Source organism: Jidongwangia harbinensis, assembly GCF_020216025.1.
Taxonomy (GTDB): Bacteria; Actinomycetota; Actinomycetes; order Mycobacteriales; family Micromonosporaceae; genus Actinoplanes; species Actinoplanes harbinensis.
In genome coordinates this window covers 89,400-114,116 of the sequence record NZ_JAIWNC010000025.1, presented here as the reverse complement: position 1 = coordinate 114,116, position 24,717 = coordinate 89,400, and the positions used below count along the sequence as shown (strand labels likewise).

Genomic DNA, 24,717 nt, shown 5'->3' with positions numbered 1-24,717 from the left:
CTTACCGGACCTCCCGCCGGATCCGCCGGCCGGCCGCGTACGCGACCGCCGCCAGCGCCAGGAACACCAGCAGGGCCACCCCGGCCATCACCGGCACCCGCGGCCAGCCCGGAAAGGGCAGCGGCGGCGGGTCCAGGCCGGCGAGGGGCAGCGTCCACCCGGTGATCCACCACAGCAGCGCCGTGATCGGCAGCCCGGCGAGCACGGCCGCGGCCGCCAGCACCGGGTACGTCCACAGCGTCGCCCGCGCCACCGCGCGCCGGCTCAGGCCCTGCACCCGCAACGCGGTCAGGTCGGTGACCCGGCGACCGCGGTCGACCGCGGCGACCATGATCAGTGCGCCCGCGGCCAGGGCCGCCGCCAGCGCGCCGGCCAGCACGAAGAAGCCGAGGGCGAGCGCCGGGCCCTGCTGGTCGAGCTGGCGGCGCACCTGATCGGCGCGCACGTCGCGGGCCACCACCAGGCCCCGGGCGGCCAGCCGGTCCCGGATGTCCGCGGGGGCGTCCGCGGACAGCCACACCTGCGGCTCCGCGGTCTGCCCGAGCTTGACCGCGAGCCGGTCCGCGTACTCCAGATCCACCAGTACCGCGTCGGTGCCGGCCCGGGGCACCGCGGGCAACCCGGCCACCCTGGTCACCGGCACCGGGCCGCCGTCGAATCCGGTGACGGTCGCGCCGGCGAACCCGCCCGCCGCGACCAGCGGCAGCGGGACCGGCGCGTCCGTCGGCCGGACCCATCCGCCGTCGGGCAGCCCGCCCGGCGCGTCGACGTCGACGCGCAGGCCGCGCGGGTCGGCGGCCAGCCGGAGGCCGTCGGGGACCCGCCAGCGGGCCGGGTCGCGCAACGCCTCGGCCGGCAGCGCCGCGGCGACCGGGTTGATCGTCCCGATCCCGGTGATGGTGAGCCGGCCGGTCAGCCCGGTCGTGCCGTCCACCGCGCTCAGCCTGATGCCCTTGAGGCGGCAACCGTCCCGGCAGGCCGGCACGCGTTGCCGGTACTGCTTGGTGCCGTTGTCCAGCGTGCCGAGCTCTACCGTGGCGTCGCCCTGGCCGGTGACCGACGACAGCGCGGCGGAGATCCAGAGCTGCTTGTTCTCGGGGATCCCGCTGCTGGTCACGTCCAGACTGAGGTCGCGGCCGGGCAGAATCACCGACGGTGGCACCGATCCGCGCAGGGCCTGTGCGGTGGTCCGAGCCGCGGGTGCGCCGGCCGGCCAGTTCGCCACCCGGGCCAACCGGACGCTGTCCACCGCCAGGCCGGGCGGCTCGCCGGGCCCGCCCGGCAGCGAGACCACGGCCATCGCGTACGTGCCCTCGGGATCGGCCGCGCGCACCGCGGTCAGCAACTCGGCCCGCCCGACCGGTTCCACCGACAGCACCCGGTCGGCGCCGGTGCCGACCGTGGCCTGCACGGCCCGGCCCTGGGCCGCCACGTCCACCGCGCAGGCGGCGTAGCCGATCACCGCGACCGCGCCGACGAGCAGCGCGAACAGGCGGCCGGCTCCGGCTCGGCGGGCGACCGGGAACGCCGCCAGTGCCACGTCCGGCCGGCCGCGGCGCAGGGCCCGGGCGGCGTACCGGGTCACCAGCGGCAGCAGGGCCCGGGCGGCCAGCGCCGCCAGCGCGAGCGCGATCAGCGCCGGAGCGAACCGGCCGAGACCGGTCAGGTCCCCGCCGGAGAGCAGCAGTTGCGCACCGGCGACCACCGCGAGCAGTACGACGACCCCCTCGGCGGCCAGTTCCCGCGCCGCGCCGCCCAGCACGGACGATCGGCGTAACAGGTCCGCCACCGGGGTGAACATCTGGCGGCGCTGGGCCAGCAGCGCGGCGAGCACGGCGGCACCGGCGGCGATCGGGGCGTACCGCAGGGAATCCAGGCCGGCGGCCCGGTCGCCGCCGGGGAACCACCAGGCCGTCATCGCGTTCACCAGGAGCTGACCGACCAGGCAACCGGCGACGGCGCCGACCGTGATGGCGACCAGGCTCTCGCCGGTGGCCAGCCACCACCGGGTCCATCGGTGCGTCCCCCGCAACGCCACCACGGCCAGTTCCGGCCGGCGGCCCTCGGTGCCGTAGCCGACCGTCAGGAAAATGGTCAGGCAGGCGAGCAACACCAGCGGTACGGCGACGACGGGCACGATCTCGCGGGTCGCCGCCCGCCCGGACTGGATGCGGTCGAGCAGGGCCGGGATGCCGCTCTCCACCCCGATGCCCTGACCGAGAATGCCGGCGTCGTCGCGCAGCCGGGTCAGGCCCGCCCGGAGGTTCTCCAGGTTGTCCACCCGCAGGGCGGCCCGGCCGGCCACCCCGTCGACCGACACCACCGTGCGGCCGTGGTCCATCGCCGCCAGCGTGGCCGCGGTGGCGAACACCGGCTCGCCCGGCCGGTCACCGGGGTCACCGGCGAAGTAGCCGTGCGCGCCCCAGTACGCCGCCTGCGGGTCCGGCACCCGGTAGACACCCGCGACGGTGAGCGGCTTCGGCACGCCTTCCGGCCGGTACACCGCGTTGCCCGGGTCCGTGCTCAACTGGGCGAACGTCAGGGTGATGCGCTGCCCGGCGACCAGCCGTAACCGCCGCGCGGTCTGCGTACCGACGACGACCTCGCCCGCGCCGATCAGGCACCGGCCGCTGACCATCTCCAGGTGCGCGCACACGTCCTGGCGGTAGGTGAACCGGGACCGGAAACGCGGGTCCGGCTCGATGCCCAGGGTCGGGTACTCGGCGGCGTACACGTAGGCGAATCCGGGTAGGTCGATCAGCGCCCCGGCGATGTCGGCGAAGCTGGCAGTGGTGCCGTCGGACGGCCCGGAGCGGCCGTCCTCGATGCCGCGCACGAGGAACGCCCGTTCCTCCGGCCCGGCGGTGGCGAGCTGACCGGCGGACACGGCCTCGTCCGCGGCCGACAGGTACGCCGGCGCGGAGACCGCGGCCGCCACCGCGAACATGGCCAGCAGTCCCAGCGTGACGGCCTGCCCGCGGCGGGTCCGCACCATGGCGAGCACCAGAGCGATCATGAACGGCCTCCCCGGAGCCGGCGGACCAGCGGCAGCACGGACAACGCCCAGGTGGCGGCCAGCAGCACCAGCGCGACCAGGCCGGCTCCGGCGAGCGCGGCAGCGGTGAGCGCCCCGGCCGGCTCGATCACCCGCCAGCCGTCGGTGAACACCGGCGGTGCCACGCCGAGGTCCCGCGCGACGAACGCGGCGAGCAGCCCGCCGGCCAGCCCGGCGGCGAGCAGCCCGCCGAGGCCGGCGAAGGCGGCGGTGACCGCGACGCGCCCGGGCAGGCCCTGCAGCCGCAGGACGCGGAACTGCTCGACCTGGCCGCCCCGGTCCACGGCCGCCGCGACCGCGACCACCGCGGCCGCCAGCAGCAGCGCGACGCCGCCGCTGAGCAGCGCGAACCACGCCGACACCGCCGGTCCCTGCTCGGCCAGGCGGTCGGTCCGGGTGCCCACGGACTCGTCGGTCACCACGGCCAGCCCGGCGGCGGTCAGCGCCTTCACCACGGCCCGTGGGGCGTCGGCGGAGAGCCACACCTGGTCCGTGCCGCCCAGCGTGGCGTCGCCGCCTACCCGGCGAACCGCGTCCAGGTCCACCAGGACGCCCTGCTCGCCGAGCACCGGCAGCACCCGCGGAGTGCCGATCACCCGCGCCGGCGCGGTGGCCAGCGCGGGCAGGGACGCGTCGCCGAACCGCCAGTCGTCCGGCGGCGGCCCGGCCAGGACGAGCGGCAGCGGCAGCACCGCGTCCACCGTGTGCACCCGGTAACCGGGCGTCCCGGACTGGTTGGTGGTGGGCGCCACGGCCATGGTCAGCGTGCCGTTGCGGGTCACCACGTTCGCCGCCGTCCCGATCGAGTCGGCGCGCCAGCGGCCGATGTCGCCGAGCCCGGCGGCGTCCACCACGGTGCCCGCAGGGTCCTGCTGGGTCAGGCCCCGCAGCACGACCCGGGCCCCCGCCCGCGGTGGGCCGGTCCGGCCGTCGGCACCGGGTGGGCGGACCAGTTCCCAGCGCACCAGCCGGCACCCGGGCGCCTGCGTGCATCCGCGCACCGGCGCCGAGACGGTGTGCCGGCCGGGCCGGATCGGGCCGAGGGTCACCGGCACCACCGCCCCGCTGGTCTCGTGCTGCAGCACCACGGTGACGGCCACCGGTTGCCGGCCCCGGTTGTCGGCGGTCATCTCCAGGCCGGCGCCGGTGATCAGCGGCAGGGCCGCGGACGGGGGGACGGCCGTGGCGGCGGCGAGCGCGCCGACCGGTCCGTACTCCGGGCGCCAGCCGGCCACCGCGGCCAGCCGGGCGCTGTCCACCGCCAGCACCGGCGGCGTCACGGCCGTGTCGACCACGGCCGCCATCGCGTACCGGCCGCCGGGGTCGGCCCGGCGCACCGCGGACAGCAGCGCGGTGCGGTTGTCGGCGTCGACGGTGAGTACCCGCGCGGCGCCCAGCTCCACGACGCCGCGGTCGTGGGCCGAGGTCCGGGTCGCGGACCAGCCCCCGGCCGCGGTGGCGAACACCGCCACGGCCACCACGACCAGCGCCAGCACCCGGTCGGTGCCGGGCTGCCGGGACACCTGCACCGCGGCGAAGCCGGACCGCAGCCGGCCGGTACGCAGCGCGACGCTGCCCATCCGGTCCGCGAGCCGGCCCAGCAGCCGGGCCAGCAGCAGCGCGACGGCGAGGGCCACCAGCGCCGGCGCGACGAGCGCCAGACCGCTGTCCGGCCCGCCCGAGCGGGCCTGGTACACGGCGGCCACCGCGACCGCGAGCAACGCCAGATCCACCACGTCGGCCCGCCAGTCCCGCCGCCGTGGTGGCACCCGGCGCAGCAGCGTGGCGACCGGCTGCCGCAACACCACGGCCTCCACCGCGGTCAGCACCACCAGCGCGCCGGCCAGCACCGCCAGCGCGGCGGCGGCGGACAGGGCGAACGCCAGCCGGCGGTCCTCCGGCACCGCCACCGGGCCGGCCGCCGCCCGGGCGGCCAGCCATCCGGCCGGCGCCCCCAGCAGCACGCCGGCGGCCAGCGGGACCAGGTGCTGGCCCACGGTCAGCGCCAGCACCCCGCCGCGGGAGCTGCCCCGCAGCTTCAGCAGCGCGGCGTCCCCGCGCCGGTCCCGGACGGTGTACCGGCCGGCCAGCCCGATCGCGAACCAGGCCAGCAGCAGCACCTGGACGAGCGCGACGAGCACGCCGAGCCGGATCGTGGCACGGTCGCCGCGGATCGTCTCGAGCAGCGGACCCGTCGGGTTCACCAGATTCATCTGCCGGGCACCCAGCCGGGCGGCTGCCGTCCGCAGCTGCGGCATCAGCTGCTCGCCGCGGGCGCCGCGCAGCAGCGCCTCCGGCACGTCGGCGTCGTACGTCACCGTCGGTCCCCACAGCTGGCGATCCGTGAAGGTCTCGATCGGGGTGAACAACGGGTCCAGGTCGTCGCCGGTCCGGAACAACGGGTTGCTCCAGTAGGCGCCACCCGGGTCGGCGAGCTGGTAGCGGGCGACGATGCGGAGCGGCAACGGCGGCCCGGCCGGCCCGGCCCGCAGCACGATCCGGTCGCCGACGTCCAGGCCGAGCTGCTGCGCGGCGTTCTGGCTCATCGCCACCTCGCCGTCGGCGGCCGGACAGGTACCGGTCAGCCGCACGTGCGCACAGAAATCGGCCCGGAAGCCGAGCGCCAGGTCCGGGTCGTCGCCGGTGCCGAGGGCCGCGGTCATGGTCTCCGTCATGCCGAGGACCGGCGTGGCGTCGGGGACCGGCAGCAGGCCGCGTACCTCGTCGGCGAACGTGTCGAGGGAGGCCTGCGGACTACCGTCGGTGTTCACGATCTGCCGCACCGACACCAGGCGCTGGGCGGCGGGCGCGGCGGCGGCGACCGCCGCGGCGGCCCGCTCCGGCGCCGCGGTGGCGTACCACGGGCCGGCCGCCGCCACGGCGGCGGCCAGCGCGGCCAGGACCATGACGGTCAACACCTGCGCGGTACGGGTGCGGACAGCGCGGAGGATCAGCGACAGCATCTGCCCACTCCGATCGAGATCATGAGGGGACGGTAGCGCTCCCACGGCCGCCGGACCGCCCCGGCGCGGCGGGACGGCCCGATGTGCTCCCGAGCCGGAACATTCCTGCCTTCTCCCGCATCGAACCCGTGCGCGGGCGCACCCGGCCCGGCTGGAGGAGGCAACGACCGTGACCGACGACAACCCGACCGGCCCGGACCGGGCGGCGGCGCCCCGGCTCGACGCCCGGCAGGCGCAGGCGGTCTTCGGGGCCGTGCGGCTGCTCACCGCGCACGACGCCCGTCCGGCGGCCGACCTGGTGCTGGCCCGGCTCCGATCGCCCGGACGCCGGCGCCCGGCCGTGGTGGTCGTCGGCGAGGTGAAGCGGGGCAAGAGCTCGCTGGTCAATGCGCTCGCCGGGGAACCGGGGCGGTCGCCGGTCGGCGTGGACGTCACCACCGCGGCGTTCATCCGCATCGTCCCGGCGTCCGCCCGCCGGCCGGCCGGCTCGGCCCGGGTGTTCGCCGCCGACGGCACCCCGATGGCGGTGGCCGCGGGTGACGTGGCCGGCTGGGTGACGGTGGGCGGGGCGAGCCGGGCGGACCCGGACGCGCCGATCGTCGTCGGCGCGGAGGTGGCGGTCGCCGCGTCACTGCTGCCCGAGTTGTCGCTCATCGACACCCCGGGGGTCGGCGGGCTCGACGGCGGCCACGCCACCCTGGCCGCCGGGGTCGCCGCCAAGGCGAGCGTGCTGCTGTTCGTCAGCGACGCCGGGCAGCCGCTCACCGCGCCGGAACTCGCCTTCCTGGCCCGGGCCGCGGCCACCACGGAAACCGTGGTGTTCGCCATGACGAAGATCGACATGTACCCGGCCGGCTGGCGCGAGGTGCTGGCCGAGAACCGGGAACTGCTGCGGCGGCACGCTCCCCGGTTCGCCGGTGCCGAGGTCGTGCCGGTGTCCAGCACCCTCGCGGCGGAGGCGGCCCGGTTGCCGGACGGCGAGCTGCGCCGGGCGATGACCACCGCGAGCGGGGTGCACCGGCTCGCGGACGTGCTCAACGCCCACGCCGCCGACCGCGACCGGCTGGTCGTCGCCAACGCGGCCCGCATCGCCCGCACCGGACTCGACCAGGTGGCGGTGCAGCTGCGGGTGCGGCGGTCGGCGGCCGCCGGGGACGCCGCGGACCGGGCCGAGCTGGCCGCCGAACGCGAGCGGCTCGCCGAGCTGCGGGACCGGCAGCAGCGCTGGACCCTCGACCTGGAACGCGACCTCGGCGGCCTGCGCCGGGGCGTGGTCGACGACGTGACCGGCCGGCTGACCGACCTGCGTCACCGCTGGGAGCGGCGCTTCGACTCGGAGCGGCGGCTGCTGGTGCCGGCCGTCGCCAAGGAGACGATGGCGCAGATCTGCAGCGAGCTGCAGGCCGTCGTGGCGGAGGTGGCGGGCGGCTTCGACCGGCGCCTGCGCACGCTGGTCGCCGACTCGTACGGGCTGACCGCCGAGGCCGTCCCGGCCGACGTGGGCCGCGAGCTGGTCGACACCAGGCCACGCCCGCGCGAGCACACCCGTACGCTCACCGGCCTGCTCGATCCCTCGCTCGCGGCCACCGCCTTCTTCGGTGCCGGCATGGCCGCCCAACTGCCCATCGCGGCGGTGGCCGGGCTGGCGCTGCTCAACCCGGTCGTGGTCGGCGGCGCCTGGCTCGCCGTCAACGTCGCGTACCGGGCCGTGCGGGCCGGGCGTACCCAGATGCGCACCTGGCTGGCCGAGACGGTGAACGCCATGCAGGCCGACCTGGTCGCCGCGGCCGACACCGCGCTGCGCGAGGCCAAGCCGGACCTCGTCCTCGGCATCCGGCGGTTCCTGGCGGACGCGATCGCCGGGGTGGACGCGGCCCTGCGCGAGGCGGACCGGGCCGCCGTGGCCGACGACAGCGAGCGCCGCCGGCGGATCGAGGCCCTGGACCGGCACCTCGCCGCGGTCGCCGCCGCACAGGAGGCGCTGGACGGAATTCTGCGGGTCCCGGGAACATCCGATCTCGCCGCCGCCTCCAAGCCCGCGACACCCTGACCGCGGGACGCGAGGAGAGCGGCATGAGCGACATCGACCCCACCGACAGCACCGCGGGCGGCCCGGCGGTGGCCGCCGACCTCGACCACGACGGCGTGGACGACGTCCAGGTCGAGCTGCTGCCCGACGACACGTACCACGTGCAGCTCGACGTCGACGGCGACCAGCTGGCCGACCAGGAGGCGGTGCTGGACCGGGCCCGGCTCGACGAACTGCTGCCCGGTGCGTCCGACGCGCTGGACGAGCTCGGCGCGGCGGAACCGACCGCGGAGACCCCGGCTCCCGGCGGCGGCCTCGTCGGTGACCCGGTCGGCGACGCCGAGCACTGGTTCCAGCAGGCGCTCAACGGCTTCTGCGCGCCGGCCAGCGTGGCCCAGATCGTCAGTGAGTACAGCGGCGTGCACTTCCCGGACGAGTCGGCGTTCGTCCGGCTCGCCAGCGAGCAGGGACTGTTCAGCGTCGGCATGGACGGGGTGCCGGGGATGACGCCGGAGAACACGCTGGCCCTGCTGGAGTCGGCCGGCGTACCGGCGAGCGTGCAGGTGGGCACGCCCGCCGACCTGGTGCAGTACCTCGACGAGGGCCGGGGCATCCTGCTCTTCATCGACAGCGGCGAGGTCTGGACCGGCGAGGCCGTCGAGGACGACAGGTACGACCACGCGGTCGTCCTCACCGGCATCGACACCGAGCGCGGCGTGGCCATCCTGTCCGACCCGGGCAGCCCCGACGGCAACCTCGAGGAGGTGCCGCTGGACGTGTTCGCGGACGCCTGGGCCGACTCCCAGTACACCATGATCGTCTGCGACGAGCCGCCCGCGGGCGACCCGGGCGCGGAGGTCGTCGCCGCCGCGGGCGAGCGCCCGGCCGGCCAGATCGAGCGGGCCACCACCGCGGTGCTGCGCGGTCCGTGGGCGCTGCTGCCCGTGACGCTGCCGGCCGCACGGTGAGGAACGTCGGCGCGGCGCTCGCCGCGTGGCCGTGGGTGGCGGCGTCGGTCGCGGTGGTGCTCGCGGCGGCCGCCGCCGGGTACGTCGCGGGCCGCCGCACCGCCGCGCCGAACGGGTCGGCCGCCCCGTCCGCGCCCGGCGCCGCGCCCGCCCTGGTCCGGGGCGTCATCGCGGCGCACGACCTGGCGGCCGGTGCCGACGCCGTGCAGGCGCAGCTCGAACGGGTGCTGAGCTCGGCCGGGGTGCACCGCATCCCGGTCGCCGGCGGGGCGGCGTTCGACGCGCCCCGGCACCACGCGGTCGGCACCGAGCCGGCGACGGGGGAGCGCATCGACCGGTGCGTGGCCCGGGAGATCAGAGCGGGCTGGCAGACGGGTGCGCAGGTGGTGCGCCCGGCGGAGGTGATCGTGTGGAAGCGGTGAACGGCTGGCGGCTCGCCGTCGACATCGGAACGTCGAACACGGCGGCCGCGGTGCAGCTCGGCACCGGCCCGCCGCGCCCGGTGCGGCTCTCCGAACAGGCCGACCAGATGCCCTCCGGCGTGCTGGCCGGTCCGACCGGATTCGTGGTCGGCGTGGAGGCGCAACGGGCGGCCCGGATCGATCCGGCGGCGTTCGAGCCCAACCCGAAGCGCCGGGTCGGCGAGGGCGAGATCCTGCTGGACGGCCGGGAGGTCGCCGTCGCGGAGGCGCTCGCCGCCGTGCTGCGCCATGTCGCGGGGCGCGCGGGCCGCATCGCGGGCGGTACCCGGCCGGCGGAGGTGCTGCTGACGTACCCGGAGCAGTGGCAGGAGCCGCGCCGCCGGGTACTGCTGGCCGCGGCCCGCGCGGCGGGCCTCGCCGCGGAACCGCGACTGGTCTCCGAGCCGGTCGCGGCGGCCAGCCACTACGCGACGCAGACGGCGGTGCCGCCGGGCGCGGTGGTGGCGGTGTTCGACTTCGGCGGCGGCACCTGCGACGTCGCGGTGCTGCGCGCGGGCGCCGTGCCGGGGGCGCCGTTCACCGTGCTCGCCACCGACGGCATCGATCCGCTCGGCGGCGAGGACATCGACGACCTGCTCGCGGCGTGGACCCGCGGGCAACTGCGCGAGGCCGGGCACGGCGAGGTCGTGGACGCGCTCGACGACCCGGCCGCGCTCGCCGACCGGCTGACGTTCCGGGACCAGGTGCGCGCCGCGAAACAGGCGCTCACCGACTACGAGCAGACCAGGATTCCGGTCGCCGCGGGGGACCGGCAGGCGGTCGTCACGATCACGGCGGAGGAGTTCGACCGGCTGATCGCCCCGAAGATCGACGCGGCGGTCGAACTGACCCGCCGCACGCTGGACCGGGCCGGCGTCACCGGCCCCGCCCTGCACGCCCTCTATCTGACCGGCGGGTCCTCGCACCTGCGGCTGGTGCAACGCCGCCTGCTCGACCTGATCGGACGGCCCCCGGCGACCCTGGAGGACCCGAAGCTGGTGGTCGCGCTCGGCGCCCTCGCCACCCCGGCGATGGCCGCCGCGCAGCCGCCACCGCAGCAGCCACCGCCACCGCCACCGCAGCCGCCACAGCAGCCGCCGCCACCGCAGCCGCCGCAGCCGGTGCCGCATCCGCAGCCCCAGCCGGTGCCGCATCCGCAGCCCCAGCCGGTGCCGCATCCGCAGCCCCAACCGGTGCCGCCGCAACCGATCCCGGTGCCGCAGCCGCCCTTCCCGGTCCCGTCGCCGGACGGCCAACCGGCCGGCGGAACCGCCCGGACGGCCCGGTGGCCCGTCGCGATCGGCATCGGCGTGCTCTGCTTCCTGGTGCTCTGCGGGGGGATCGGCGCGGTGCTCCTGCGCAACGCCGGCGACGACGGCACCGGCGCGTCGGGCGGATCCGGCCCGAAGAGCCCGGGCACCTCGACCGCCCCGGCGCCCGGCAGCACCCCGCCGGCCGGGGGCGGCACCACCCCACCGGCCGGCGGTGGCACCTCCGTACCGACCGGCGGCGGCACGTCGGGACCGGCGCAGTCCGCCGACTGCGCCGCCGGCCTGCCGGCCGCGGAGTGCCGGCTGGCGCGGCGCCTGCCACCGGACTTCGCCAAGATCGACACCTGTGTGCGGGACGGCGTCAAGGATCCGGGCGAGGTGGCGATCGTCCGCTGCGCCACGCCGGCCGCGGCGCAGGTCGGCACCAACCCGGCGTTCGAGGTCTGGGCGACGCAGTTCACCACGGCGCAGGCGATGACGGCCACGCTGAACGTGACGATCGGCGAGCACGGCCTGACGAACGTGACCGCCGGATGCGACGCCGGCAACTCCTACGGACGCGGCCCGTGGGTCCTCACCGCGGACCAGAGCCGGACCATGGGCCAGCTGCTCTGCTATCCCAGCGAGGGCTACGGAAAGCTGATCTGGACCTACGACAGCGAGGCGATCCTCATCGTCGCCAGCGCGCACCGCGAGGACATCCCAGGACTGGTCGCCTGGTGGAGCAGTGCGGACCGGTCGGCGGCACTGAAATGAACCGCCGGACCGGGAACATCCCGTCGTACCGGCGCATCGAAGACCTGAAACAGCGGCGAGGCAAGGGGCACAGGCGATGAGCGAGATGTACTTCACCGACACCAACGGCGACGGCGTGGGCGACGTGGGCCAGGCGGACACCAACGGCAACGGCGTGGCGGACAGCTTTCAGGTCGACGCCAACTTCGACGGCTACGCGGAGATCCTGTCGCAGGACGTCGACGAGAACGGGCTGATCGACAACATCCAGATCGACACCAATCTGGACGGCGTCGTGGACACCGCGGGCGTGGACGTCAACGGCGACACGGTGCTGGACCTGGTGGCGAACCCGGCGACCGGCGGGCAGTTCGTGACGCCGACCGCGCCCGCCCCCGGCCCCAACCCCGGGCTCGGTGACCCGTCGATCATCGGTGGCGGCGGGCACGACCCGCTGATCGACCTCATCCCGTTCGCCACCCCGGGACAGGTGGACCAGATCAACGACATCTTCGACAGCCGCAACGACGCGATCGAGAACATCCTCGACTCGGACGATGACGACGACTGACCGTGACACCGCTGGGACATGACCCGCAGGCCCGTTCGGCGCTGATCCGGCGTACCGAACGGGCCTGCGACGACGTGTGCGCACTGGTCGGCGAGCGGGACGCGGACACCGTCGCCGCGGTCCGCCGGGCGCTCGCCGAGCCGTTGCGGGTGGCGGTGGTGGGCCGGGTCAAGGCCGGCAAGTCGACGCTGGTGAACGCTCTGGTCGGGCGGCGCATCGCACCGACCGCGGCGGGGGAGTGCACCCGGGTCGTGACCTGGTACCGCTACGGCGCACCGGACCGGGCCGAGCTGGTCCTGACCGACGGCCGGCGGCGTACCCTGCGGATCGACGGCGGGCTGCCCGAGGACCTCGGCGTGCCGGCGGAGGACGTGGACCACCTGGAGGTGCACCTGCAGGCGGGCGCGCTGCGCGAGATGACCGTGATCGACACCCCGGGCCTGGCCACCGCGACCACGGAGAACGAGACCGCCACCCGGCGGGCGATCGTCGGCGCGGACGCACTCACCGCCAACAGCCGGTCCGCGGCGACCCAGGCGGACGCGGTGCTGTTCCTGGTCCGCGACGCCGAGCGCGCCGACGAGGTGGCGTTCCTGCGTGACTTCCTGGCCGCCTCCGGCGAGTTGGGCGCGTCCGCGGTGAACGCGGTCGGCGTGCTGTCCCACGCGGACGTCTTCGGGTCCGGCCCGTGGGACGGCGCCGATCCGGTCGACCTCGCCGCCGACCGGGCGCGGCGCCTCGCCGTCGACCGGGCCGCCGAGGTGAGCGACGTACGCCCGGTGGCCGCGCTGCTCGCCGAGACCGCTCGCACCGGGCGGCTGCGCGAGGCCGACGCCCGCACGCTCGCCGGGCTGGCCGGGGTGGAGGCGGCAAGGCTGCGGCTGTGGGAACAGCTGGGCCCGCCGGACGGCGTGCCGCCCGCGACGATGACCCGCCTGTTCGAGCTGCTCGGCCCGTACGGCATGGCCACCGGGCGGAGCGTCGGCGGTGGCGCGGAACCGTTGCTGCGCTGGCTCGAGGACCGTTCCGGGCTGGCCGAGCTGGAGGCGCTGATCCGCCGCCGGTTCCTGCTGCGCGCGGACGTGCTGAAGGCGGACCACGCGCTGGAGGTCCTCGACCGGCTCGCCGCGGGACTGCCCGTACCGCAGGACGCGGCGGTCCGGGCGGCGGTCGAGGAGGCCCGGCTGGCGCCGGAGCTGCACCCGCTGCGGGAGGTGCGGGCGCTGAGCCTGCTGACCCGGACCGCACCGGACAGCCCGCTGGTGGCGACGCTGACCGCGCTGACCGAGGGCACCGACGACGCCGCCCGGCTGGGCCCGCACCCGGGCGGAGATCCGGCGGCGTACGCGAGGAGGCTGGCCGCGCAGGCGCAGGCCCGGATCACCGCCGCGGGCGGCCCGGCCGAGGCAGAGGCGGCGCGTACGGCGGCCCGGTCGTACCTGTTGCTGGCCCGGCGGCTCGCGTCGTGAGGTCAGCCGTCGGTACCGAGCGCGTCCGCCATCGCGGTGCGGGCGCGGTTCAGCCGGCTCTTCACGGTCTGCACACCGATCTGCTGATGGGTGGCGATCTCCTGGTACGACAGGCCGCCGAACTCGCGCAGCACCAGCGCCACCCGGAAGTCCTCGGGCAGGGTGCGCAGTGCGGCCTCGATCCGGTCGGACTCGGCGAACCGGTCGTACAGGTCCGCCGGCGCGGCCTCGGGGCGCCCGGCCGGCAACTCGTCCATCACCACGTCCCGGCGGCGGCGGACCACGGCCAGCGAGGCGTTGGCGGCGATCCGGTGCAGCCAGGTGCCGAAGCGGGACTCGCCCCGGAACCGGCCGAGGTTCTGCCAGGCGGCGACGAGCGCGTCCTGCAGCGCGTCCTCGGCGTCGTGGCTGTTGCCGGTGATCCGGTAGCACACCGCCCAGGTGCGCTGGGCGTGGTCGTTGACGAGCCGTTCGAAGGCGGCGGCCTCGCCTCGCCGGGCGCGGTCCAGGAGCCGGGACTCCACGCCATCGGGCTCCGCGGCGGCGTCCGGAAACGCGATGACGGCGACTCCCTCCGGGACGGAACAGTTCTGGCTATATCACCGTAAAAGATGTCATTCGGGTGCCGGGCTGGTTCGGCGAACGTCACCCACGCAGCCCGCCGGACGAGGAGGATGAGTAGATGACGCTGTCGATGGACGACGTGCCGGCGCTGCCGGCCGACGTTCGCCTGCGCGTGCTCGCGACGGCACTCGACCCGCACGCCCCGCCTGTGCCGGACACGCTCGTGCCGGCCGACACCGTGGACCTGGAGGCGGTGCCGGAGGCGGTGCCGGTCCTCGACGAGCCCTGGCCGGATCAACCGGGTGAACTCCCGCTCGACACACCGGAGCTGTACCCGCTCGATCACGACGACCCGGTGGACGATCCCTGGTCGGGCGACCCGGCGCTCTAGCCCGGCCCGGCCCGGCGCGGCCCGTCCGGCCGGCGTCGCGGGGGCGCGAGCCGGGATGACGAACCGGTGCCGGATCGATGAACGTCGTTGCGATGCTGGGCGGGTCGTGGCCGCCCACCGGAGTGGCGGTCGCCGTCAGAGGGGACCAGCATCCATGTCAGAGCCCAGTGCCGCACCCGCCGCCACGCCGTCGCACCGCCCGTCCCGGCGGCGGGCACCGGTCATCTCCGCCCTGGCGATCGCGGCCGCGGCGGCGCTCGCCTTCGCCGCTCCCGCACAGGCCGGCTCCGGCCCGGCCGACGCGGCGCCGCACTGCACCGTCACCGGCACGGCGGGCGACGACACCCTGACCGGCACCGACGGTGACGACATCATCTGTGGCCTCGGCGGCGCCGACGTCGTCCTCGGCCGGGGCGGCGACGACACCGTCCACGGCGGCGACGGTGACGACATCATCGTCGCCGGCGACGGTGACGACACGGTCCGCGGCGGCGCCGGTGACGACACCCTGGACGGTGGCTACGGCAACGACACCCTCAGCGGCGGCGACGGCGACGACGCCATCGCCGACATCGCCGGCAACGACAAGCTCAGCGGCGGGGACGGCGACGACATCCTGGTCGCGGGCGACGGCGACGACCTCGTGGACGGCGGCGACGGCACCGACATCGCGAACGGCGGCGAGGGCACCGACACCTGTGTCGACAGCGAGAACACCGCCCGCTGCGACCCGTAGCCGGGGCGGCGTGGACGTTACGCCGGCTGAGCCGCGTGGTCGTTGCGGACCGCCAGCAGGATCGCCAGGCCGACCAGGCAGAGCGCCGCGCTCGTCCCGTACGCGAGCCGGATGTCGAACCGCTGCGCCATCCCGAACAGTGGTCCGGCGAGCATCGCCCCGATCGGGAAGGTGTTGGTGAACAGAGTGGTGGCCCGGCCCGGGAACTGCGGCAGCATGTCCTGCACGTAGGAGATGCCGAGGCCGGACACCGCCGCGATGAAGAGCGCGTTGAGCAGCTGGGCGGCGAACAGCATGCCGAGCCCGTTCGCGGCCGTCGCCACCGCGTAGTACAGCACCCCGCAGACGGCGCCGCCGAGCACCATCGGGCGCAACGGGAACCGGGTGCTGAGCAGGCCCAGGCTCAGGATCAGCGGGATCTCCAGCGCGGCGCACAGCCCCAGGACCAGGCCGGCGTCGCCGACGTCGCCGCCCAGCTTCTCCGCGGTGAGGAACGGCATGGCCTGCGCGCCGAGCGTGAGCGGGGCCTGGAGCAGGACGAAGGCGGCGGCGGTCCACCACAGTGTCCCGCGGGACGACGCCGGCAGCGGCGCCTCCTCCGGGCCGGGCGCCGGCACCTCCACCTCGTCCAGGCGGAAGATCACCACCAGCGCGGCGACCGCGTAGAGCGCCGCGGCGATGCCGTAGACCACCCGGAAGCCGCCCGCCTCGACCAGGAACGCGGCCAGCGGCGGGCCGCCCACCCAGGCCGCCGACACGACCGTACGCAGGGTGCTGGTGCCCATCGCGGCCTGGTCCGGCGCGTCCCGGATCAGCCACTGCCGGGCGTACGCCAGGGTCTGCGGGAACACCGTGCCGGCCAGCGCGATGGCGGTCACCGCGAGCCCCAGCAGGATCCAGTAGTCGCGGACCACGGCGCTGGCCGAGCACCCCACCACGCCGGTCAGCGACGCGATGATCATGAGCCGCCGGCGGACCGGGCCCCGGTCGGACAGCCGCCCCATCACGATCGACGCGACCACACCGGACAGCGGCGCCAGTACCAGGAACAACGTCACCCGCGCGGGCCCGGCGTGCACCTCCGTGCTCAGGAACAACGACAGGAACGGCATGGTCATCGCGAACGCCAGGCCGACCGCCAGCAGCCCCAGGATCAGCGGAAACAGCATCACCACGAGGCGTTGCCGGGCGGGAGTCCGTACGTGCACCATGCCCGGCACGCTACGGCGAAGGCGGTCCCGCCGCTCGCTGTTTACCGGTCCGCGTGGGCCGCGTCACGGGTACCGGCCGGCGCCGCCTGGTAGACCTGGTGCGGTCCGGAAGCAGTCGCTGAGCCGGTGGGCGGAAGAGGTCGTCAGATGCGTGTTGCGGTTCTCGGGGCGGGCGTGATGGGTGCCGGGATGGTCCGGTCGCTGCGGCGGGCCGGTCACGACGTCGCGGTGTGGAACCGCACGCCGGCGAAGGCGGCGGATCTCGCCTCGGTGGGCGCGGTCCCGGCGCCGGACGTGACCGCCGCGGTGACCGGCGCGGACGCGGTGATCTCGATGCTGTTCGACGCGGAGGCGACGCTGGCCGTCAAGGCCGACCTCACCGCCGCGCTGGCCGACGGCGCGGTGTGGATCCAGAGCGCCACCGTGGGCGTCGCCGGGATCGGCGCGGTCGCGGAGGGGGTGCCCGCCATCGTCGACGCGCCGGTGCTGGGCACCCGTAAGCCCGCCGACGACGGCACCCTGGTGGTGCTGGCGTCCGGCGATCCGGCGCTGCTGGAGCGCTGCCGGCCGGTGTTCGACGCGATCGGCTCGCGGACCGTGGTGGCCGGCGACACCGTGGGCCCGGCCAGCGCGCTCAAGCTGGCCTGCAACTCCTGGGTCGCGCTGGCGATGGCCGGGATCGGGCAGTCGGTGCAGCTCGCCCGCGCCCTGGGCGTCGACCCGCGGTTGTTCCTGTCGGCCATCGACGGCGGCCCGACCGGGATGCCCTACGCCCAGGTCAAGGGGCAGGCCGTGCTGGCCGGTGACTATGCGACGTCGTTCGCCGTCGACGGGGTGGTCAAGGACGTGGGGCTGATGGTGGACGCCGCCGCGCAGGTCGGCTTCCCGACCGGGCTGCTGGACGCGCTGCGGGCGCTCTACGCCGAGGCCTCGGCGGCCGGTCACGGGGACGCCGACATGGCCGCGGTGGCCGAGTCGTTCCGGCGGTAGCTTCCCCGGCCGCGCCGGCTTGCATAGGCTGGTGTCGATTGATGCCGGCCGTGCACGGGGCCACGGGGGCCTCGGCCGGCGTCCGGAGGAGGAACGGGGAATGCTGCACCACGTCCGACGTACCATCGTGTCCACATTGGCCGCGGTCGTCGTGGCCGGAGCCGTCGTCGGCGGCCCGGCTCTCGCCGCACCACCGGTCGACGTCATCCGCAACGCCGGCGGGCCCAGTGCCGTGCCGGACAGCTACATCGTCGTGCTGAAGGACGGCGCGAAGACCGGTCCCACCCGGGCCGCGGCGGCCGACGCCGCGCTGGCCGGCCGCTACGACGCCGCCGCCGTGCACAGCTACACCAGCGCTCTGCGCGGCTTCTCGGTCCGCGCGTCGCAGGCCGCGGCGCGGCGCCTGGCCGCCGATCCGGCGGTCGCCTACGTGGAACAGAACCAGTGGGTACGCGCCGACGACACGCAGACCAACCCGCCCTGGGGACTGGACCGGGTGGATCAGCGCAACCTGCCGCTGAGCGCCTCGTACACCTACCCGGCGGACGGCGGGCAAGGGGTGCGCATCTACATCGTGGACACCGGAATCCGGGTCACCCACCAGGACTTCGGCGGGCGTGCCGTGCAGGGCGTGGACCTGGTCGACGGCGGTCCCGCCGATGACTGCCACGGCCACGGCTCACACGTGGCGGGTACGGCCGGCGGCGCCACCTTCGGCGTCGCCAAGCGGGCCACCCTGGTCGCGGTGCGGGTGCTGGACTGCGACGGCCGGGGCGACGTGGCGCGGACGCTGGCCGGGGTCGACTGGATCACCGCGAACGCGGTCAAGCCGGCCGTGGTCAACATGAGCCTCGGCTACCTGGACGAATCCGGACCCGCGGCGCTGGAGGCGGCCGTCGCCCGGTCCATCGGCACCGGCCTGACCTACGCGGTCTCGGCCGGCAACATGAACGGCGACGCGTGCGCGCAGGTGCCGGCCCGGGTGCCGGCCGCGATCACGGTGTCGGCCTCGGAGCCGAGCGACAGCACCTGGCCCAGTTCCAACGAGGGGCCGTGCACCGACCTGTTCGCGCCCGGCCTGAACGTGAACTCGGCGCACTACACCAGCGACACCGTGGTCTGGACGCGCAGCGGCACGTCGATGGCGTCGCCGCATGTGGCGGGCGCGGCCGCGTTGATCCTGGGGCCGAACCCGGCCCGCACGCCGCAGCAGGTGCGGGACGAGATCGTCGCCCGGGCCACTCCGGGCGTGCTGCGGTGGGTCACGCCGGACACGGTCAACCTGCTGCTCTACGTCGGACCGTGACCCGGTGCCGGCCGCCCCGCCGGGCATGACGGCGGCGGGGCGGCCGGCACCGGTCAGCCGGGGACGGGCTGCGCCGCGGCGTGGCCGGCGAGTGCCCGCCGGGCGTACGCGCGGACGTCGGCGTCCGGATCCGCCGCGGTCGCGGCCAGGGCCGCCCGTACCTCGGCGCGGTCGGCCCAGCCGGACAGCGCCCGCACCGCGGCCCGCCGGACGTCCAGATTCCGGTCCCGGGTGGCGGCGGCGAGCGGCCGCACGGCGATCTCCGGGGCGGCGCCGCCCAGGGCCTTCGCGGCGCCCTCGCGCACCTGCCAGGCCGGATCGGCGAGCGCGTCGATCGCCGGACCGGCCAGCGCGGGCGGACAGCCGATCTGCCCGGCCGCCTGCAGCGCCGCGGCCCGGACCAGCGGGTCACGGTCGCCGGCCAGCAGAACCAGGACCGCCGCCCCGCCCGCACCGCCGTCCGCACCGCCGTCCGCACCGCGGGCAGTGCCGTCCAGGCCGCGGGCAGTGCGGTCCGCGCCGCGGGCAGTGCCGTCCAGGCCGCGGGCAGTGCGGTCCGCGCCGCGGGCAGTGCCGTCCAGGCCGCGGGCAGTGCCGTCCGGGCCGCGGGCAGTGCCGTCCGGGCCGGAGGCGGCGCCGTCGACCCGGCCGCCGGCCGCACCGACGGTGCCGACGCCGTGGGCGACCGCGACCCGGACCTCGCGGGACCGGTCGGCCGCCGCGGATGCCAGCCCGGCCACGTCGTCGACCCGTACCAGCCCGCGCACCGCCATCAGGCGCACCGCCACGTCGGGGTCGGCGATCGCGGCGCGGAAGTGGGCGGTGCCACCGGCGCCGGTGATCCGCTGCAGTTCCACCGCCACCTCCCGGACCGCCGGATCCGGGTTGGCCGCGGCCTGCTCCAGCCGTCCCGCCAGCGCGGCGCCCGCGGGCAGCACGTCGGCCAGTTCGCGCAGCCCGGTCACCGCCGCCGCGCGTACCCCCGGGTCGGCGTCGGCGAGCGCGTCCACCAGCGCGTCGGCCACGCCGGTCGGCGCCGCCTCGGTCAACGTGGCCACGGCGGTGCGGCGCACGTCCGGGTCCGGGTCGCCGAGGTACGGCGCGAACGCGGCCAGCGTGCCCTCCTGCTCGGCCAGCGCCAGCACGGCGACGATCCGGCCGGTCGCCGGCCCGCCCGCCCGGGCCACGTCACGCCGTTCGGCCGGGCCGGTGGCGGCCACCCCGAACCGGCGCGGCTCGGCGACCACGGTCTCGGCCGGCCCGGCCGCCGGGTGGAAGTCGTCCACCTCGACCAGGTAGCCGGCCACCGGGCGCTTGACGAACTCCATCTCTCCGTCGCCGCGTCGCCGCAGGTTGAGGTGGTACAGCCAGGCGTCGTCGTCGCGCTCGGGATGGTCGGTCCGGTCGTGGTACAGCCCCCAGCGGCTCTCCGTGCGCACCAGCGACGCCCGCGCCGCCATCTCGGCGCAGTCCCGGATGAACGTCACCTCGGCGCAGCGCATCAACTCGTGCGGGGTACGCGCACCCATCGCCGCGATCTCACCGGCCATCCGCTGGAACGTCTCCACCGCGATCTCCAGGCTCGCCGCGGACTTCGGCGGTGCCACGTAGTCGTTGACGAACCGGCGCAGCTTGTACTCGACCTGCGGCTGCGGCGGGCCGTCCGGATGCCGCAGCGGCCGGTAGATCAGCTCGTGGGCGGCGGCGATCTGGTCCTCCGGAAGCGGCCCCGGCGCGGCCGGGTGCCCGGCGGCGTGGGTGCCGGCCAGGTCGCCGAACACGAACGCGCCGATCATGTAGTTGTGCGGTACGCAGGCCAGGTCGCCGGCCGCGTACAGGCCCGGAACGGTGGTGGCGCCGTGCTCGTCCACCCACACCCCGGACGCGGAATGGCCGCCGCAGAGGCCGATCTCGGAGATGTGCATCTCCACGTCGTGCGTGCGGTAGTCGTGCCCCCGCCCGGCGTGGAACGTGCCGCGGGTGGGGCGTTCCGTGCTGTGCAGGATGCCCTCCAGCTGACCGATGGTCTCCTCGGGCAGGTGGGACAGCTTCAGATAGATCGGGCCCCGGTCGGACTCCAGTTCCCGGGCCACCTCCGCCATCATCTGGCCGGACCAGTAGTCGCAGTCGACGAAGCGTTCGCCGCGGTTGTTGACCTGGTAGCCGCCGAACGGGTTGGCCACGTACGCGCACGCCGGCCCGTTGTAGTCCTTGATCAGCGGGTTGATCTGGAAGCACTCGATGCCGGACAGTTCCGCGCCGGCGTGGTACGCCATCGCGTACCCGTCGCCGGCGTTGGTCGGGTTCTCGTAGGTGCCGTAGAGGTAGCCGCTGGCCGGCAGGCCCAGCCGCCCGCACGCCCCGGTGGCCAGGATCACCGCACCCGCGGACACGGTGACGAACTCGCCGCTGCGGGTGTCGAACCCGGCCACGCCCACCGCCCGGCCGTCGGAGGTGAGGACGCGGACCGGCATCACCCGGTTCTCGATCTGGATCTTCTCCCGCATCTCCCGGCGGCGCAGCACCCGGTACAGCACCTTCTTGACGTCCCGGCCCTCCGGCATCGGCAGCACGTACCGCCCGGAGCGGTGCACCTGGCGCACCGCGTACTCGCCGTACTCGTCCTTCTCGAACTTGACGCCGTAGCGTTCCAGGCGCTGCACCATGTCGAAGCCGCGGGTCGCGGTCTGGTAGACGGTGCGCTGGTTGACGATGCCGTCGTTGGCGCGGGTGATCTCCCGGACGTAGTCCTCGGGCGTGGCCTTGCCCGGGATCACCGCGTTGTTGACGCCGTCCATGCCCATCGCCAGGGCGCCGGAGTGCCGCACGTGGGCCTTCTCCAGCAGCAGCACCCGGGCGCCGTGCTCGGCGGCCGACAGTGCGGCCATGGTGCCGGCGGTGCCGCCGCCCACGACGAGAACGTCGCAGCTCAGCTCGCGCCGGTCGGTGGGTTCGGGGGTCAGCACGGGCCACTCCTGTCGTCGGCGCCGAGAGCGGCGAGGATCGTGCCGCGGGCGGCCCGGACCACCGGGGTGCCGCGGGTGGCGGGGTCGCGCGGCTGCGGTACGTCCACCACGGTGTGCGCGCCGTCCGCACCCAGCACGGCGATCCGGTCGCCGATGAACAGCGCCTCGTCGACGTCGTGGGTCACGAACACCACGGTGGCCGGGGTGCCGCGCAGGACCTCGACGAGGAGGCGCTGCATCGCCGCCCGGGTCTGTGCGTCCAGCGCGCCGAACGGCTCGTCCATCAGGATCGCCCGGGGACCGCCGGCCAGCGTCCGGGCCAGTTGTACCCGCTGCCGCATCCCGCCGGACAGGTACGCCGGCAGCCGGTGCTCCTGCCCGGCGAGCCCGACCCGGGCCAGCCACGAGTCGGCCCGGGACCGGCGGTCCGCGCGGGCCACCCGCCGGATGGACAGCGGCAGCTCGACGTTGCGCCGGGCGGTACGCCACGGCAGCAGGGCGTCGTCCTGGAAGACCAGGGCACGGTCCGGCGACGGCCCGGTGATCGGGGCCCGATCCGCCGCGATCCGGCCCGCGGCGACCGGCAGCAGCCCGGCGAGCGCCCGCAGCAGCGTGGACTTGCCGCACCCGGACGGGCCGACCACCACCAGGATCTCGCCCGGAGCGGCGTCCAGCGTCAGGTCGCGGATCACCGGTGCGCCGTCGGGATAGGCGAGGCTGACCCGGTCCAGGGACAGGTGCAGGCCGTTCCGCCGGGCGGCCGGTGCCGCGGAGACGTCGGTGAGTGTCATCGGTGGCCTCCGGTCCGGCGGGCCGGCAGCCAGTGCGTCACGCGCCGGCCGAGCAGTTCCACGGCGGCCGCGGTGCCCCAGCCGAGCACGCCGATGGTCACCATCCCGACCAGCACGGCGGGATAGTCCACAATGGTGTACGCGTGCCAGGTGCGGTAGCCGACCCCGAAGTCACCCGAGATCATCTCGGCGGAGATAACGCAGATCCAGGAAACGCCCATCCCCACCGACAGCCCGCCGAACACGCCGGGCAGCGCACCCGGCAGGACCACGCTGGACAGCACCCGCCATCGGCCCCCGCCCATGGTGCGGACCGCGTCCTCCCACACCGTCGGCAGCGCCCGGACCGCGTGCCGGGTACTCACCAGGATCGGGAAGAAGGCGGCGGTGAACGTGATGAACACGATGCCCTCCTCGTTGCGCGGGAAGAGCAGGATGGCCACCGGCACCAGCGCGATCGCCGGGATCGGGCGCATCACCTCGAAGAGCGGCTGCAGCACGTCGGACAGCAGCCAGGACCGGGCCACCGCGATGCCGGCGGCCACCCCGGCCACGGCGGCCAGTGTGAAGCCGGTCAGGATGCGGACCAGGCTCTGCGCGATGTCCTGGTAGTACACCGGATCGCGGACGGCGCGGGCGAGTTCCCCGGCGACCGCCACCGGGGTGGGCAGCCGGTCGAACCGGACCCACAGCGTGACGTCGGCGGCGGTGAGCCACTGCCAGAGCAGCAGCGCGCCGGCCAGCGACCCGATGCGTACCGCCCAGCGCAGCGCGTGCGGGCGCCGCCCGGGAAGAGGCACCGCGGCGGGCGCCGCGACGGATACGGTGCTCACGCGGCGTTCACCGCCTCGGCGTACGGGACCACGGTGGCACCCGGGTGCGCGGCGAGGTAGCGCTGGGCGGCGGCGGTGCTGAGGAACGGCCGGAACGCGGCGCCGTCGCGTACCCACACGCTCTTCTCCGCGAACCAGCGGGTGCCGGTGCCGGCGTCCGGCACGTACGCGGCGCGGATCTGCTGGCCGGCGGCCTGCGCGGCCTTCACCGCACGCAGCAGGCAGAGCGGGTCGGCGGCGGGGCGGGTGCCGTCGGCGAGCCACAGTTCGCCGGCCAGCGCCGGGTCGGTGACCGGCTTCCGGCAGACCGCGTCGGCGCCGGTCAGCGCGGCCTTGTTGGTGGTGGCGGCCAGGTCGGTGGCGTACCCGTTGCCGTAGACCTCGCGCAGGTAGCTGTCGTCGACGAAGGCGGCGAGGTCGACCTGCTGAAGCACGCCGATCGACTTGAGGAACGGCACGTCCTTCTCCAGCGCGGAGCGCAGCTGCGGCTTGAGCGTGGGGTCGAACGTGGCGATGCCGTTGGCGCCGTTGTAGAGGTAGACCACCTCGGGCGGAAGCCCGGTCTCCCGGGCCACAATCTCGGCCGCCTCCCGCGGCTGCTCCCAGAGCAGCCGGTTGGCGTCGATCTGGGCCTGCAGGAACGCCTTCACCACGTCGCGGTTGGCGGTGGCGTACTTCTCCCGGACCACGGTGCCGTGCAGGGTGGGCACGCCGAGTTCGCCGCCGTCGTAGAGCACCTTGGCGTTGCCCTGGTGCACCAGCAGCCCCGGCCAGGCGACGAACTGCGACAGCGCGGCGACGTTGCCGGACTGCAGGGCGGACGCGCCGACCGGCGGTTGCTGGTTCTCCACCTTGACGTCGCGCTCCGGGTCCAGCCCGCTCTTGCGCAGCGCCTGGACGAGCAGCCCGTGACCGGCCGAGCCGGAACTCGCGGAGACCACCTTTCCCTTCAGGTCCCCGAGGGTACGGACGGCCGAGTCCGGCGCCACGACCACCGTGTTCAGCGCCCCGCGCAGGTTGTACCCGGTGACCGCCACCAGCTTGGTCCGGGTGTCCGGCGACTGCTGGCCGCGGGCCGCGTTGATCAGCAGCGGGTAGTCGCCCATCGACCCGATGTCGATCTTGCCGGCCATCATCTGCGCGGTGATCGGCGCGCCGGTGTCGTAGTCCTGCCACTTGACGGCGTACTTCTTGCCGGTGCTCTTGCCCAGTTCGGCGAGGCGCTTCTCGAAGAAGCCCTGCGCGCGCAGCAGCGTGCCGGCGGTCACCGTGTTGATGGTCTTCGACTGATACCCGACGACGACCGGCTCGGCGCCCGCCTCGGCGGCCTGACCGGCCACGGTGCAGCCGCTCAGGGCGGTGACCAGAACGACGAGGGGTACGGTGCGGCGTGTTCGCATGACGGAC

Annotated in this window: 18 protein-coding genes; 10 read left to right on the top strand and 8 right to left on the bottom strand. The window is 75.5% G+C overall.

Annotated features, from left to right (window positions below; translation table 11 throughout):
* Position 1: 1 nt before the first annotated feature.
* Positions 2-3,016, bottom strand: coding sequence for an FtsX-like permease family protein (locus LDL48_RS27910; protein WP_225258200.1), 3,015 nt, complete (start codon positions 3,014-3,016; stop codon positions 2-4).
* Positions 3,013-6,018, bottom strand: coding sequence for an FtsX-like permease family protein (locus LDL48_RS27905; protein WP_225258199.1), 3,006 nt, complete (start codon positions 6,016-6,018; stop codon positions 3,013-3,015). The genes LDL48_RS27910 and LDL48_RS27905 overlap by 4 nt, the downstream gene beginning before the upstream one ends.
* Positions 6,019-6,187: 169 nt before the next feature.
* Between LDL48_RS27905 and LDL48_RS27900 the strand changes: the two genes are divergently transcribed.
* From LDL48_RS27900 to LDL48_RS27875, 6 genes are all read left to right on the top strand, one after another.
* Entirely contained in the window at positions 6,188-8,068 is a 1,881-nt protein-coding gene (locus tag LDL48_RS27900; RefSeq protein WP_225258198.1) for a dynamin family protein, read from the top strand.
* A gap of 23 nt (positions 8,069-8,091) precedes the next feature.
* A complete protein-coding gene (locus LDL48_RS27895; RefSeq protein ID WP_225258197.1) occupies positions 8,092-9,015 on the top strand; it encodes a C39 family peptidase in 924 nt (307 codons plus the stop codon).
* Positions 9,012-9,437 (top strand): nucleotide exchange factor GrpE, encoded by a 426-nt coding sequence (locus LDL48_RS44690; protein WP_225258196.1) that lies wholly within the window; start codon positions 9,012-9,014, stop codon positions 9,435-9,437. The genes LDL48_RS27895 and LDL48_RS44690 overlap by 4 nt, the downstream gene beginning before the upstream one ends.
* Complete coding sequence (locus tag LDL48_RS27885; protein WP_225258195.1) at positions 9,425-11,503, top strand: Hsp70 family protein; 2,079 nt, start codon at positions 9,425-9,427, stop codon at positions 11,501-11,503. Before LDL48_RS44690 ends, LDL48_RS27885 begins: the two co-directional genes overlap by 13 nt.
* A 76-nt stretch (positions 11,504-11,579) precedes the next feature.
* On the top strand, positions 11,580-12,053 hold the full coding sequence (locus LDL48_RS27880) for a hypothetical protein (RefSeq protein ID WP_225258194.1): 474 nt from the start codon (positions 11,580-11,582) through the stop codon (positions 12,051-12,053).
* Between the two features lie 2 nt (positions 12,054-12,055).
* The gene (locus LDL48_RS27875) at positions 12,056-13,522 is read left to right on the top strand and encodes a dynamin family protein (protein ID WP_225258193.1); all 1,467 of its coding nucleotides are present in this window, start codon (positions 12,056-12,058) and stop codon (positions 13,520-13,522) included.
* Positions 13,523-13,524: 2 nt separating this feature from the next.
* Here the strand turns inward: LDL48_RS27875 and LDL48_RS27870 are convergent, their stop codons facing one another.
* The gene (locus LDL48_RS27870; RefSeq protein WP_225258192.1) at positions 13,525-14,046 is read right to left on the bottom strand and encodes an RNA polymerase sigma factor; all 522 of its coding nucleotides are present in this window, start codon (positions 14,044-14,046) and stop codon (positions 13,525-13,527) included.
* A gap of 158 nt (positions 14,047-14,204) precedes the next feature.
* Between LDL48_RS27870 and LDL48_RS27865 the strand changes: the two genes are divergently transcribed.
* The gene (locus LDL48_RS27865; protein WP_225258191.1) at positions 14,205-14,477 is read left to right on the top strand and encodes a hypothetical protein; all 273 of its coding nucleotides are present in this window, start codon (positions 14,205-14,207) and stop codon (positions 14,475-14,477) included.
* A 154-nt stretch (positions 14,478-14,631) separates the two neighbouring features.
* Positions 14,632-15,213 carry a calcium-binding protein gene (locus LDL48_RS27860; RefSeq protein ID WP_225258190.1) on the top strand — a complete coding sequence of 194 codons (582 nt, stop codon included), beginning with the start codon at positions 14,632-14,634 and terminating at the stop codon, positions 15,211-15,213.
* Positions 15,214-15,230: 17 nt separating this feature from the next.
* Here the strand turns inward: LDL48_RS27860 and LDL48_RS27855 are convergent, their stop codons facing one another.
* Positions 15,231-16,424: a sugar efflux transporter gene (locus LDL48_RS27855; RefSeq protein ID WP_225258189.1), complete on the bottom strand. Its 1,194-nt coding sequence runs from the start codon at positions 16,422-16,424 to the stop codon at positions 15,231-15,233.
* 147 nt (positions 16,425-16,571) lie between these two features.
* Between LDL48_RS27855 and LDL48_RS27850 the strand changes: the two genes are divergently transcribed.
* Complete coding sequence (locus tag LDL48_RS27850) at positions 16,572-17,414, top strand: NAD(P)-dependent oxidoreductase (RefSeq protein WP_225258188.1); 843 nt, start codon at positions 16,572-16,574, stop codon at positions 17,412-17,414.
* 100 nt (positions 17,415-17,514) lie between these two features.
* Positions 17,515-18,720, top strand: coding sequence for a S8 family peptidase (locus LDL48_RS27845; RefSeq protein WP_225258187.1), 1,206 nt, complete (start codon positions 17,515-17,517; stop codon positions 18,718-18,720).
* Between the two features lie 53 nt (positions 18,721-18,773).
* Here the strand turns inward: LDL48_RS27845 and LDL48_RS27840 are convergent, their stop codons facing one another.
* The 4 genes from LDL48_RS27840 to LDL48_RS27825 are packed head-to-tail and all read right to left on the bottom strand — an operon-like array spanning position 18,774 to position 24,710.
* Positions 18,774-21,686: a fumarate reductase/succinate dehydrogenase flavoprotein subunit gene (locus LDL48_RS27840; RefSeq protein WP_225258186.1), complete on the bottom strand. Its 2,913-nt coding sequence runs from the start codon at positions 21,684-21,686 to the stop codon at positions 18,774-18,776.
* On the bottom strand, positions 21,680-22,477 hold the full coding sequence (locus tag LDL48_RS27835) for an ABC transporter ATP-binding protein (RefSeq protein WP_225258185.1): 798 nt from the start codon (positions 22,475-22,477) through the stop codon (positions 21,680-21,682). Before LDL48_RS27835 ends, LDL48_RS27840 begins: the two co-directional genes overlap by 7 nt.
* Positions 22,474-23,310, bottom strand: coding sequence for an ABC transporter permease (locus LDL48_RS27830; RefSeq protein WP_225258184.1), 837 nt, complete (start codon positions 23,308-23,310; stop codon positions 22,474-22,476). Before LDL48_RS27830 ends, LDL48_RS27835 begins: the two co-directional genes overlap by 4 nt.
* On the bottom strand, positions 23,307-24,710 hold the full coding sequence (locus tag LDL48_RS27825) for an ABC transporter substrate-binding protein (RefSeq protein WP_225258183.1): 1,404 nt from the start codon (positions 24,708-24,710) through the stop codon (positions 23,307-23,309). Before LDL48_RS27825 ends, LDL48_RS27830 begins: the two co-directional genes overlap by 4 nt.
* Positions 24,711-24,717 lie beyond the last annotated feature (7 nt).

What these genes read in the sequence shown, in the direction of transcription:
- LDL48_RS27910 (WP_225258200.1), bottom strand. Translation starts at nt 3,016, where the DNA reads ATGATCGCTCTGGTGCTCGCCATGGTGCGGACCCGCCGCGGGCAGGCC.
- LDL48_RS27905 (WP_225258199.1), bottom strand. Translation starts at nt 6,018, where the DNA reads ATGCTGTCGCTGATCCTCCGCGCTGTCCGCACCCGTACCGCGCAGGTG.
- LDL48_RS27895 (WP_225258197.1), top strand. Translation starts at nt 8,092, where the DNA reads ATGAGCGACATCGACCCCACCGACAGCACCGCGGGCGGCCCGGCGGTG.
- LDL48_RS27880 (WP_225258194.1), top strand. Translation starts at nt 11,580, where the DNA reads ATGAGCGAGATGTACTTCACCGACACCAACGGCGACGGCGTGGGCGAC.
- LDL48_RS27865 (WP_225258191.1), top strand. Translation starts at nt 14,205, where the DNA reads ATGACGCTGTCGATGGACGACGTGCCGGCGCTGCCGGCCGACGTTCGC.
- LDL48_RS27860 (WP_225258190.1), top strand. Translation starts at nt 14,632, where the DNA reads ATGTCAGAGCCCAGTGCCGCACCCGCCGCCACGCCGTCGCACCGCCCG.
- LDL48_RS27855 (WP_225258189.1), bottom strand. Translation starts at nt 16,424, where the DNA reads ATGGTGCACGTACGGACTCCCGCCCGGCAACGCCTCGTGGTGATGCTG.
- LDL48_RS27850 (WP_225258188.1), top strand. Translation starts at nt 16,572, where the DNA reads ATGCGTGTTGCGGTTCTCGGGGCGGGCGTGATGGGTGCCGGGATGGTC.
- LDL48_RS27845 (WP_225258187.1), top strand. Translation starts at nt 17,515, where the DNA reads ATGCTGCACCACGTCCGACGTACCATCGTGTCCACATTGGCCGCGGTC.
- LDL48_RS27835 (WP_225258185.1), bottom strand. Translation starts at nt 22,477, where the DNA reads ATGACACTCACCGACGTCTCCGCGGCACCGGCCGCCCGGCGGAACGGC.
- LDL48_RS27825 (WP_225258183.1), bottom strand. Translation starts at nt 24,710, where the DNA reads ATGCGAACACGCCGCACCGTACCCCTCGTCGTTCTGGTCACCGCCCTG.